The organism is Pseudomonas sp. EA_65y_Pfl2_P74, assembly GCF_963970575.1.
In the GTDB taxonomy this organism is placed as follows: domain Bacteria; phylum Pseudomonadota; class Gammaproteobacteria; order Pseudomonadales; family Pseudomonadaceae; genus Aquipseudomonas; species Aquipseudomonas baetica_A.
Window position 1 is genome coordinate 95,395 of record NZ_CAXAOQ010000024.1, and the last position, 12,367, is coordinate 107,761.

Annotated in this window: 6 protein-coding genes; all 6 read right to left on the reverse strand. The window is 59.8% G+C overall.

Annotated elements, in window-relative coordinates; genetic code table 11:
* Positions 1 to 2 precede the first annotated feature (2 nt).
* The 6 genes from AACY18_RS19455 to tpx all read right to left on the reverse strand — a co-directional run bounded on the left by AACY18_RS19455 (position 3) and on the right by tpx (position 12,002).
* Entirely contained in the window at positions 3 to 2,084 is a 2,082-nt protein-coding gene (locus tag AACY18_RS19455) for a putative bifunctional diguanylate cyclase/phosphodiesterase (RefSeq protein ID WP_339465810.1), read from the reverse strand.
* 250 nt (positions 2,085 to 2,334) lie between these two features.
* A complete protein-coding gene (locus tag AACY18_RS19460; protein WP_339465812.1) occupies positions 2,335 to 3,804 on the reverse strand; it encodes an efflux transporter outer membrane subunit in 1,470 nt (489 codons plus the stop codon).
* Positions 3,801 to 6,908, reverse strand: coding sequence for an efflux RND transporter permease subunit (locus AACY18_RS19465; RefSeq protein WP_339465815.1), 3,108 nt, complete (start codon positions 6,906 to 6,908; stop codon positions 3,801 to 3,803). The genes AACY18_RS19460 and AACY18_RS19465 overlap by 4 nt, the downstream gene beginning before the upstream one ends.
* A complete protein-coding gene (locus AACY18_RS19470; RefSeq protein WP_339465817.1) occupies positions 6,905 to 10,009 on the reverse strand; it encodes an MdtB/MuxB family multidrug efflux RND transporter permease subunit in 3,105 nt (1,034 codons plus the stop codon). The genes AACY18_RS19465 and AACY18_RS19470 overlap by 4 nt, the downstream gene beginning before the upstream one ends.
* Positions 10,006 to 11,313, reverse strand: coding sequence for an MdtA/MuxA family multidrug efflux RND transporter periplasmic adaptor subunit (locus tag AACY18_RS19475; RefSeq protein ID WP_339465818.1), 1,308 nt, complete (start codon positions 11,311 to 11,313; stop codon positions 10,006 to 10,008). The genes AACY18_RS19470 and AACY18_RS19475 overlap by 4 nt, the downstream gene beginning before the upstream one ends.
* Positions 11,314 to 11,501: 188 nt before the next feature.
* Complete coding sequence (tpx, locus tag AACY18_RS19480; RefSeq protein WP_221734078.1) at positions 11,502 to 12,002, reverse strand: thiol peroxidase; 501 nt, start codon at positions 12,000 to 12,002, stop codon at positions 11,502 to 11,504.
* Positions 12,003 to 12,367 lie beyond the last annotated feature (365 nt).

Consider the following 12,367-nt stretch of genomic DNA (forward strand, 5'->3'; position numbering starts at 1 on the left):
ACTCAGACGGCCGCCTGCTTCTCGCCCCGGGCAATGTCCTGCATGAATTTGTCTGCCGGCATCGGATACCCCAGCAGATAGCCCTGCAACGAATCACAGCCCAGTTTTGTCAGGAAGTCCTGCTGCACACCGGTCTCCACACCCTCAGCCACAATCCGCAGCCCCAGCGCCTGTCCCAGCGCAACAATTGCCGAGACAATCGCCGCATCGTCGCTGTCGTGCTCCAGATCCCGCACAAACCCACGGTCGATCTTCAACTCATTGGCTGGCAGACGCTTGAGGTACATCAGGCTCGAATAGCCGGTGCCGAAGTCGTCGATCGACAGGTCAACGCCCATGTCCGACAACTCCTGCAACACCGTCATGCTCGCATCGGCATCGCTCATGGCCGTGGTTTCGGTGATCTCCAGGGTCAGGCTGTTCGCCGGCAAATGGTGCGTCGCCAGCGCCTTGGCGACGCTTTGCACCAGGCCGCCATGACAGAACTGCAAGGCCGACAGGTTGACCGCGATACGCCAGTCGGTATAGCCAAGCACATACCACTCGCGCATCTGACGGCAGGCCTCGTTAAGCACCCACTCTCCGATCGGAATGATCACGCCGGTTTTCTCGGCCAGATCGATGAATTTGTCCGGCATCAGCAAACCGTGGATCGGGTGTTGCCAACGCAGCAGTGCTTCGGCACCGACCGGGCGCCCATTGGCAGCGTCGAACTTGGGCTGGTAATGCAGGGTGAACTGGCTGTGCTCCAGGGCCGCACGCAAGTCCTGCAGTAACTGCAACTGCTTGCGTGCGTTGCTGTTCATCGACGCGTCAAAGAAGCTGTAACCGTTCTTGCCGGCACCCTTGGCGTGATACATCGCCGCATCGGCGTTCATCAGCAGTTCCTGAGCGGTCCGGCCATTGCCGGGGTACAGGGCGATGCCAACACTGGCGGAAATCTGCAAGTCATGCTCGGCAACGCGAAACGACTGCGCAACCAACCCGACCTGACGTGCCGCCAGCCCCACTGCGTCGTTGGGTTCGGTCAGGCGCACCAGCAGCACAAACTCATCGCCGCCGATCCGCGCCAGCGTGTCCTGGCTGCGCAAGTCTTCCCGCAGGCGCACACCAACTTCGCGCAACAACTGATCGCCCATGTGATGGCCGAATGCATCGTTGACGGGTTTGAACCCATCCAGATCGATGAACATCAAGGCAAAACAGCCGCCCTGTTCATCGACCTTTTTCATCGCCTGATTGATCCGGTCGTCAAGCAACATGCGGTTAGGCAGACCGGTCAAGGTGTCGTGCAGCGCCAGTTGCGTGAGTTCGCGGTTGGCCACGGTCAACGAATGCGCCAGCCCGGCGGTGCGCGTTTCAAGCCGAGCGTCGAGAATCGAGGTCAGCAAGGCAATCGACAGCACCGCCAACGTGGTGATCAGCACCAGACTGTCGAGCCCGTTGCCCTTCAGGCCATTGAGCGTCGCGCCGCAAAAACTGCCGTCAGGGAATTGCGCGGCGGCCATGCCGGTGTAATGCATGCCGACGATGGCGATGCCCATGATCACCGCGGCACCACCGCGAATCAGACGAACATGGGGCGAATGCTGGCGCAGGCGGAAAGCGATCCACAACGCCGCCGCTGAGGCACCGACAGCGATCAACAGGGACGCACCGAACAACGCAGGATCGTAATCGATCCCCGGCGTCATTCGCATCGCCGCCATGCCGGTGTAATGCATGGCGCTGATGCCGGCGCCCATGATCAGCGCACCGAACGCTAACTGAGCAATCGGTAGTTTCGGCTGACTGACCAGCCACAAGGCGAAACCGCAGGACAGCACGGCGATCAGCAGCGACAGCGCCGTGATGTTGATGTCGTAGCCCAGATCGATCGGTAGCCTGAAGGCGAGCATGCCGATGAAGTGCATCGACCACACGCCAACGCCCATGGCCAATGCACCACCGGCGGTCCAGAAATGCACGGAACGGCCTTTGGCAGTGGCGATGCGTCCGGTGAGATCGAGCGCGGTGTACGACGCGAGGATCGCCACACACAACGAAATGAAAACCAAAGTGGAGGAATAGCTACCAATGAGCATAGGGTTTCTCGTCGTCTCCCTAACCGGACTGCATCGATTCTCGGTCGGGCAAAATCAGCGATTGTACTGATTGCGCAGAAGAACGCACTGACAAAGTAACCAAATTGCCATCAAGTCGATGAAACGCTTGTTCGATCGTTCTGAAAGGCTCTGGGTCGACGCTCGTTTGCTGCGGGCTTGCTCGCGAAAACAGTGTTTCAGGCAGTGAAATGCCAAAAGTTGCGACGCTTTCGCGAGCAAACCTACCGGTCTAACGGCTGTCGCTGACATCGAGTTGCCCATCCCAACCACCGCCCAGCGCGGCAATCAACTGCACACTGGCGATCAATCGACTCTGCAATAGGCTCAGCACGCTGCGCTCGTTGCTCAGTGCAGTGGCTTGCACCACGACCACGTCGATGTAGGCAATCAACCCGGCCTTGTACTGGTTTTCCGTCAGGCGTAGCGAATCGCGCGCCGCATCGAGTGCTTCCTGACGCACAGCCGCTTCGTCCTCATACACTTTTAGCTGCACCAGATAGTTTTCCACTTCACGCAAGCCATCGAGTACGGTCTGCCGGTACTTGGCAACGGTCTGGTCGTAGACCGCCTCGGTGCGGTCGACTTCAGCCGAGCGTATGCCGCCGTCAAACAGCGGCAAGTCCAGTTTCGGCCCTACCGACCAAAAGCGGTTCGGCAAGCTGATCAGGTCTTGGGACTTACTGCTGCTGTAGCCGCCACTCAGGCTCAGGGACAGATCCGGGTAGTACGCCGCTTTCGCCACACCTATTTTGGCGTTGGCGGCAATCACCGAGCGTTCGGCCGAGGCGATGTCCGGACGGCGCTCCAGCAACTGCGATGGCAGGCTCAAAGGCACTTGCGGCAGATCGGGAATGGTTTGGGTTTGCGCGATGCTGAAATCCGCTGGCGCTTGCCCGGTCAGTACGGCGATGGCGTTTTCGAACTGCGCGCGCTGCCAGGTCAGGTCGACCAGATCGGCCTGGGTACTTTTGAGCTGTGTCTGTGCCTGAGCCACCGCATCACGCCCGGAAACACCGGCGCGGTATTGGTTCTGGGTCATTTTCAGCGAACGTTCATACGCCGCAACGGTGGCTTCGAGCAAACGTTTCTGTTGATCGATGACCCGCAATTGCAGGTAGTTCTGCACCAATTCCGATTGCTGGCTCAGGCGCATTGCCGCCAGATCGGCGAAGCTCGCCTGGGCACTGGCCTTGTCAGATTCTAGCCCTCGGCGCAATTTGCCCCAGATATCCGCCTCCCAACTGACGCCCAGTTGCGCGTTGTAGGTGTCGCGAATACCGCTGGCGGAACTGCTCAGACTCGAACTGCTACTGCCGGTGCCCTGACTCGACCGGGTCTTGCCCAGACTCAAGTCGACACTTGGATAAAAAGCGCCACGCGCACTGCGCACCAAGGCTTGGGCCTGTCGGTACTGGGCTTGCGATTGCGCAACCGTCTGGTTGGAACTGTTGAGCTTCTCGATCAGCCCGTTGAGTTGCTGATCGCCATACAGCTCCCACCAAGCGCCACGGGCCAGCGAATCGCTCGGGTTGGCCTGACGCCAGCCTTCGGCTTCCTTGTATTGCGCGATTTCAGCCGTCTGCGGGCGCTGATAGTCCGGGCCGACAGCGCAAGCACTGAGCATCGCCACGCACAGCGAAAGGCTCAACAGACGCGAGCCGCGAACAGTGGCCAGATTGATAAGCGAACGGTCAGTCATAGCGGAGTTTCCAGAGCGGCGTCAGTACGCACGCCACGCCATTTATTGAAGCGATGGCGCAGCTTGTCGAGATAGAGGTAAACCACAGGCGTGGTGTAAAGCGTCAGCACTTGGCTGAAAATCAGCCCGCCGATGATGGTCAGGCCCAACGGCTGGCGCATTTCCGCGCCTTCGGCCCGGCTGAGCAGCAACGGCAAGGCACCGAGGATCGCTGCCAGTGTGGTCATCAGAATAGGTCGCAGACGTTGCAAGCAGGCACTGCGGATCGATTCCTGCGGCGTCATGCCTTGATGCCGTTCCAGTTGCAGCGCCAGGTCGATCATCAGGATGGCGTTTTTCTTCACCACACCGATCAACAGAAACAGCCCGAGCAGTGAAATCAGGCTGAACTCGCCGCCCAGCGCATAGATCGACAACAGCGCGCCGACTCCGGCAGACGGCAGCGTCGACAGAATCGTCAGCGGGTGGATGTAACTTTCGTACAGCACACCCAACACCAGATACACCGCCAGCAACGCACCGAGAATCATGAACGGCTGGCTCTTCTGGGTCGCGGCGAACGCGTCGGCGGTACCGGCCATTTTCGCAATCACGTCTTCCGGCAAACCGAGTTTGGCAATCGCTCGTTCGATGGCGGCACTGCCCTGCTCTACCGTCACGCCTTCGGCCATGTCGAAGGAAATGTCTTCCGAAGCAAACTGCCCTTCATGGCTGACCCGGTCGTCTTCCAGGCTGCTCTCGTAGTGAGCGATGGTCGATAGCGGAATCCGCGCACCGTCAGCCGTGATCACTTGCACCTGCTTGAGCGTCACCGGGTCCTGGGCGTACTTCGGATTGACCTCCATCACCACCTGGTACTGGTTGAGGCTGTCGTAGATCGTCGAGATCTGCCGCTGGCTGTACGCGTTATTGAGCACCGAGGTGACCATGTCCATGTCCACACCCAAGCGTTTAGCCTGATCACGGTCGACGATCAATGTTATTTGCTGCGCGCCCTTGCCTTCACGGGCATCAATTGCGGTCAGCTCCGGCAGTGCGCGCAAAGCAGCCACCACTTTCGGATACCACTGGCGCAGCTCGCCCAGATCACCGCTTTGCAAGATGTAGCTGTACTGCGAAGTGGTCTGTTCGCGGCCACCGCCAAATTGCAGGTCCTGATCGGCCATCAGCATCAATCGCGCGCCAGGCACTTGCGGCATTTCCTTGCGCAGGCGCTCGATGACTTTCTGTGCCGACAGGTTGCGCTCCTTGATCGGTTTCAGGCGCACCAGCATGAAGGCGTTGTTGGTGCCGTTGTTGCCGCCAATGAAACCGGCGACGCTTTCAACCGCTTCGTCCTTGAGCACAGCGCGACGGAAGATTTCCATTTTCGGCTGCATCACGTTGAACGACAGACCGTCGTCACCGCGAACGAAACCGATCAACTGACCGGTGTCCTGCTGCGGCATGAAGGTTTTCGGCACCACCACATACAGGGCGACGTTGACGCCAACGGTCACCAGCAAACTGAGCAAGGTCAGACGACGATGGCGCAACACCCAGTCGAGGCTGGTGGCGTACCTGGCGACCATCCAGTCGTTGGTCGTGCGGCTCCAGCGTTGCAGGCGGTTTTCCTGCCCGGGCGTGTGCGGCTTGAGCCAGCGGGCGCAGAGCATCGGGGTCAGCGTCAGCGAGACCACCAGCGAGACGACAATGGCCGCTGCCAACGTGATGGAGAATTCGCGGAACAGACTCTCGATGATCCCGCCCATGAACAGAATCGACAAGAACACCGCCACCAGCGACACGTTCATCGACAGCAAGGTAAAACCGACTTCCTTGGCCCCGAGATACGCGGCCTGCATCGGTTTGACGCCGTCGTCGATGTGCCGGGAAATGTTCTCCAGCACCACGATGGCGTCGTCCACCACCAGCCCGGTGGCCAGAATCAACGCCATCAGCGACAGGTTGTTCAGCGAGAAACCGTAGAGGTACATCACCGCGAAGGTGCCGACCAGCGACACCGGCACTGCCAGCGTCGGAATCAGGGATGCACGGAAATTACCGAGAAACAGGAACACCACCAGAATCACCAGTGCTACAGCGATCAGCAGGGTCATTTCCGCTTCGTGCAGTGTCGCCTTGATCACGGGGGAGCGATCCATGGCCAGGTTCAGCTTCACGCTGGCCGGCAGCACCGCTTGCAGCGCGGGCAATTGCGCTTTGATCTCCTTGACCGTTTCGATGATGTTGGCACCGGCCTGCCGGTTGATCACCAGCAACACCGCCGCGTCATCGTTGAAGAAACCGCTGTTGTAGCGATCTTCGACGCCGTCGCTGACCTTGGCCACGTCCTTGAGACGCAACGCCGCACCGTCAGCGTAGTGGATGATCAGCGATTCGTAATCCTTGGCTTTCTCCAACTGGTCGTTGGCCTGGATCTGCCATGACCGCTGCCCGTCCTCGACCGAACCTTTGGGTCGGCGCACGTTGGCGTCGGCAATGGTCTTGCGCACATCGTCGAGTGCCACGCCGTACTGGTTCAGTGCCTGCGGTTCGAGTTCGATGCGTACTGCCGGCAGGGAGCTGCCGCCGATCTGCACCTCACCCACGCCCTGCACCTGCGACAGACTCTGGGACAGAATGGTCGAGGCCAAATCGTAGAGCTGCCCCTTTTCCAGCACATCCGAGGTCAGCGACAGCACCATGATCGGCGCCTGCGACGGGTTGACCTTCTTGTAGGTCGGCATGCTGCGCATCCCGCTCGGCAACAAGTTGCGCGAAGCGTTGATCGCGGCCTGTACCTCCCGCGCGGCACCATTGATGTCGCGGTCGAGGTCAAATTGCAGAATGACCCGGGTCGAACCCTGGCTGGAACGGCTGCTCATGGTGTTGACGCCGGCAATCGCGCCGAACGAGCGCTCCAGTGGCGTCGCCACCGTAGACGCCATGACTTCCGGACTGGCACCGGGCAGGCTCGCCTGCACAACGATTACCGGGAAGTCCATTTGCGGCAGCGGCGATACCGGCAGCAGACCGAAGCTGACACCACCCAACAGCATGATCGCCAGGCTCAGCAGCATGGTCGCGACCGGGCGCTTGATGAAAGGGCCGGAGAGGTTCATGGCTGCTCTACCGGCTCCACGGCCGAAGGCGCGCGCCCCCAGCGACGACCGAGACGGTCGAAATACAGGTAGATCACCGGCGTGGTGAACAACGTCAGCACCTGACTCACCAGCAAGCCGCCAACCATCACCAGACCCAGCGGTTGGCGCAGCTCAGCGCCGGAACCGGTGGCGAGCATCAACGGTACCGCGCCGAACAATGCGGCCAGCGTGGTCATCAGGATCGGCCGGAAACGCAACAGCGCCGCCTGATAGATCGCCTCCTGCGGTGCCATGCCCTGATTGCGCTCGGCGTCGAGGGCGAAGTCGATCATCATGATCGCGTTTTTCTTGACGATACCGATCAGCAAGATGATGCCGATGATCGCGATCATGCCCAGGTCATTGCCGCTCAGCAGCAACGCCAGCAAGGCGCCAACCGCCGCTGACGGCAGAGTCGAGAGAATGGTGATCGGGTGAATGTAGCTCTCGTAAAGCACGCCCAGCACGATGTACATGGTCACAACCGCCGCCAGAATCAGCAGCAAGGTGCTCGACAGCGAGGCCTGGAACGCTTCGGCTGCGCCCTGGAATTGTGTCTGCACGCCAACCGGCATGCCGATGTCTTTCTGCACCTGTTCGATGACATCAACCGCATGCCCCAGCGCCACACCCGGCGCGAGGTTGAACGACATCATCACCGCCGGGAACTGGCCGATGTGAGTGATCGCCAGTTGTGCCTGACGCTGTTCGACATGGGCCAGACTCGACAACCGCACCTGCACGCCATCGGTGGTTTTAACGTGAATCTGATCCAGCGCCTGCGGGCCGATCTTCTCTCCGGCCTGGACTTGCAGCACCACACGGTACTGGCTGGCCTGGGTGTAAATGGTTGAAATCTGCCGCTGGCCGAAGGCGTCGTACAGGGCATCAGTGATGTTTGCCACCGAAACGCCGAGCCGCGAGGCCGCATCACGGTCGATCACCAGGTAGACCTGCAAACCTTTGTCCTGCAAATCGCTGGCAACATCGGTCAGTTCCGGACGCTGCGCCAGTGCCTCGACCAGCCGCCCGCTCCACAGGCTCAGCAGTTCGGAGTCCGGCGACGACATGCTGAACTGGTACTGGGTGCGGCTGACCCGGTCCTCGATGGTCAGGTCTTGCACCGGCTGCATATACAGGCGGATACCGACCAGTTTGGCGAGTGGCGGTTGCAGCCGTGCGATCACTTCGGTAGCCGACAGATCGCGCTCGCCGTGAGGCTTGAGATTGATCAGCAAGCGACCGCTGTTCAGCGTGGCGTTATCGCCGTCGACACCGATGTAGGACGACAGGCTTTGTACCGCCGGATCTTCAAGAATCACCCTCGCCAGTTCCTGCTGACGCTCACTCATGGCGGCGAAGGAAATCGATTGCGGCGCCTCGGAAATACCCTGAATCACCCCGGTGTCCTGCACCGGAAAGAAACCCTTGGGCACGACCAAATAAAGGAACACAGTGAGCGCCAACGTGCCGATGGCTACCATCAGCGTCAGCGACTGATGCTTGAGCACCCACTGCAATTTGCGCCCGTAGGCCGCAATCATCCAGTCGATGCACGCGCCGCTGGCTCGATAAAAACGCCCCTGTTCATGGGGCTCGGGTTCACGTTTGAGCAAGCGTGCGCACATCATCGGCGTCAGCGTGAGCGAGACAACAAGCGAAATCAGGATCGCCACCGCGAGGGTGATAGCGAATTCGCGGAACAGTCGCCCAACCACGTCCGCCATGAACAACAGCGGAATCAGCACCGCGATCAGCGACAACGTCAGAGAGATCAGGGTGAACCCGATCTGCTTGGCGCCCTTGAGCGCAGCTTGCAGGGGGCTATCGCCCTCCTCGATGAAACGCGCGATGTTTTCCAGCATCACGATCGCATCGTCGACCACAAAACCGGTGGCGATGGTCAGGGCCATCAAGGTCAGGTTGTTGACCGAGAACTCGGCGAGGTACATCACGCCGAACGTACCGATCAGCGACAGCGGCACGGCCACCGATGGAATGATCGTCGCACTGGCACGGCGCAGGAACAGAAACGTCACCATGACCACCAGCGCGATGGCGATCAGCAGTTCGTGCTGCACGTCGGTAACCGAGGCACGAATGGTTTGGGTGCGGTCAGTCAGTACCGTTACATCGAGCCCGGCCGGCAGGTTGTCGGTGATGCTCGGCAGCAGCGTCTTGATCCGGTCGACCACCTCGATCACGTTGGCGCCCGGTTGACGCTGGATGTTCAGCAAAACCGCCTGATTAAGGTTGGCCCACGCCGCCAGACGTTCGTTTTCTGCGCCGTCGACGATTTGCGCGACATCCTTGAGCCGTAACGGCGCACCGTTCTTGTAGGCGAGGATCAGGTTGGCGTAGTCCTTCGGCGAAGTCAGTTGATCGTTGGCGTCGAGCATCGACACCCGCGTCGGGCCGTCGAAGTTGCCTTTGGGCTGGTTGACGTTGGAGGCGGCGATCAGGGTGCGCACGTCCGACAGGTTCAAGCTGTTGGCAGCCAGAGCCTGCGGGTTGACCTTGATCCGCACGGCCTGACGCTGACCACCGGCAATACTGACCATACCGACCCCGCTGATCTGGGCGATTTTCTGCGCCATGCGCGTATCGACCAGATCATTGAGTTTGGGCAGGAGCATGGTTTTCGAGGTAATCGCCAGGGTCAGCACCGGGGTGTCCGCCGGGTTGACCTTGTTGTAAACCGGTGGCGCCGGCAAGTCGCTTGGCAACAGATTGGTCGCGGCGTTGATCGCGGCTTGCACCTGCTGTTCGGCGACGTCCATGTTGATGTCGAGGCTGAAGCGCAGGGTCAGCACCGAGGCGCCGCCGGAACTGGTTGAAGCCATTTGAGTGAGGCCCGGCATTTGCCCGAACTGACGTTCAAGCGGCGCAGTGACGGCACTGGTCATCACGTCCGGGCTGGCGCCGGGATAGAGGGTCATGACGCGGATGGTCGGGTAGTCGACCTGGGGCAGCGCCGACACGGGCAGCAAGCGGTAAGCGATCAGGCCGGCCAAAACAATGGCCAGCATGCTCAGGGTGGTGGCTACCGGACGGAGGATGAACAGCCGCGAAATGTTCATGCGCCCTTCTTGGCCTTGTCGGTGACAGCGGCGTCAGCAGGCGTGGCAGCGGATTGGCCTTGCAAGTGCTCGGTCGGGGTGGTGGGCACCTGATTGCTGTCGTTGACCACCTCGACCTCACTGCCCTCTTTCAGACGGTCGGTGCCTTCGAGCACCACACGATCACCAGCGGCGAGGCCTTCGTTGATAACCGTGTTTTCGCCGTCACTGGCGCCGACCTTCAATTGGCGAATAGTGACGTTCTTGTCGCCATCAAGCGCGTAAGCGAAGGTGCCGTTAGTGCCGAATTGAACGGCGGCGGACGGTACCAGCACCACACCTTTAAGGGTGTCGGCCAGCAAGTGAACGTTGACGAACTGGTTGGGAAACAGCGCCTGATCACGGTTATCGTAGCGGGCCTTGAATTTCAGAGTGCCGGTGGCCACGTCGATCTGGTTGTCGAGGCTTTGCAGTACGCCGCTGGCTTGCAGTTTGGTATCGCCGCGATCCCAGGCCTCGGCTGGCAGTTTGGCGCCGCTTCGGTAGCGGGCAAGCACGGTTTCGAGGCTGTTTTCCGGCAGCGTGAAGGCGACGCTGATCGGTTGCGTCTGGGTGATTACCGCGAGGGACGTGGTGTCGTTGGCGGTCACCAGATTACCGACGTCTACCTGACGCAAGCCGACACGACCGGTAATTGGCGCACGGATCTTGGTGAATTCGAGATTGAGTCTGGCGTCGTTGACTGCCGCCTGATTGGTCTTGACCGTGCCCAGATACTGGCCGACCAGCGCCTCGGCGGTGTCCAGGGTCTGCTTGGCGATGCTGTCTTCTTTGTACAACCCACGATAACGCTCGACATCGACCTTCGCGTTTTTCAGTTGCGCCTGATTTTGCAGCAAGGTGCCCTCGGCCTGGAGCAAGGCGTTCTGGTACGGACGCGGATCGATCTCGGCCAGCAAGTCGCCAGCCTTGACCATCTGGCCTTCTTCAAAATTGATCTTGACCAGTTCGCCACCCACCCGGCTGCGCACGTTGATGGTGTTGAGCGCGGTCACCGTGCCCAAAGCCTTGTAATACAGCGGGAAGTCGCCCGTGACGGCCGGCGCCACCCGCACCGGAACAGGCCCCGTGCCACCACCGAAGCCCGGTCGCATCATCCCGGAACGCCCGGTATGACCGGCCGCCGCTTTCTCGTCGCCCTCCTTGTGGGCTGAACCGGCAGGCCAGAATTTCCAGCACAGGACGGCGATAACCAACAAGACAAGCAGGCTGATCAGCCAGCGACGGGCGTTGCGTGGGGACGATTGCATGGAGTGATTAACCATTGGGCGCGTGGGCTTCTTTTACGGGAGGCTGAACGATAAGCACTGGTGGGGATTTAGCAAAGCAGCTTTACCGGCAATTTACCTTCAACTTACGTTTCAAGGTGTGAGGCAAAACACTGATACACAAATGAAAACGGCCTGGACAGTGCCAGGCCGTTAACAATTGTAAAGCGCTTGTTTCAGAACATTTATTTCAAGACGGCCAGGGCCGCTTCGTAATTAGGCTCTTCAGCGATTTCCTTGACCAGTTCGCTGTGCAGAACGTTGTCGTTTTCGTCCAGAACCACCACGGCACGAGCGGTCAGGCCTTTGAGTGGGCCGTCAGCGATGGCCACACCGTAGTTCTCGATGAACTCGACACCGCGCAAGGTCGACAGGTTCTGGACATTTTCCAGACCTTCAGCGCCGCAGAAGCGAGCCTGAGCGAACGGCAGGTCAGCCGAGATGCACAGCACCACGGTGTTGCTGATGTCGTTGGCCTGAGCGTTGAACTTGCGCACGGAGGTGGCGCAGGTCGGTGTGTCGACGCTTGGGAAGATGTTCAGCACTTTGCGCTTGCCGGCGAAGTCTTTCAGGGTGACATCCGACAGATTGCCGGCAACCAGGGAAAAGGCTGGCGCCTTGGAACCGGCTTGTGGCAACTGGCCGTTGACTTGAACCGGATTGCCTTTAAGGGTGACTTGAGCCATGACTTGAGTCCTTCTGAACGTTGTTGTTGAGCATGCAAGAGGCCGAAGTTAAGCACGAAATTGTCCGACGACCTATGCCTTGACTGAAATTGTCATGTGCCGAAACGCAAAACTGCATACAACCCAAGTACTCAGTAGGCAGCTACACCGTTCCTGTTGAAACTGAAATCGTATTGAGGAATGTTCCCGCATTCTTCAGCGAGTCTTCCTACATAGATTTTTTTCTGCCCTTGTTACCGTGCCCGCCAGTTCTCGCGAGCACAAACCAGGGACGGTTTCGACATCGCGCTCTTTTCCTCTTTGCTTAAGGATAAGCGTATGTTCCGGCCGGCCAATGCGGCGCATTTCTCGTTGCAGATTCCTGC

Bases quoted from the DNA above. Each gene is read 5' to 3' on its own strand.
- AACY18_RS19455 (WP_339465810.1), bottom strand. From the start codon at position 2,084: ATGCTCATTGGTAGCTATTCCTCCACTTTGGTTTTCATTTCGTTGTGT.
- AACY18_RS19460 (WP_339465812.1), bottom strand. From the start codon at position 3,804: ATGACTGACCGTTCGCTTATCAATCTGGCCACTGTTCGCGGCTCGCGT.
- AACY18_RS19465 (WP_339465815.1), bottom strand. From the start codon at position 6,908: ATGAACCTCTCCGGCCCTTTCATCAAGCGCCCGGTCGCGACCATGCTG.
- AACY18_RS19470 (WP_339465817.1), bottom strand. From the start codon at position 10,009: ATGAACATTTCGCGGCTGTTCATCCTCCGTCCGGTAGCCACCACCCTG.
- AACY18_RS19475 (WP_339465818.1), bottom strand. From the start codon at position 11,313: ATGGTTAATCACTCCATGCAATCGTCCCCACGCAACGCCCGTCGCTGG.
- tpx (WP_221734078.1), bottom strand. From the start codon at position 12,002: ATGGCTCAAGTCACCCTTAAAGGCAATCCGGTTCAAGTCAACGGCCAG.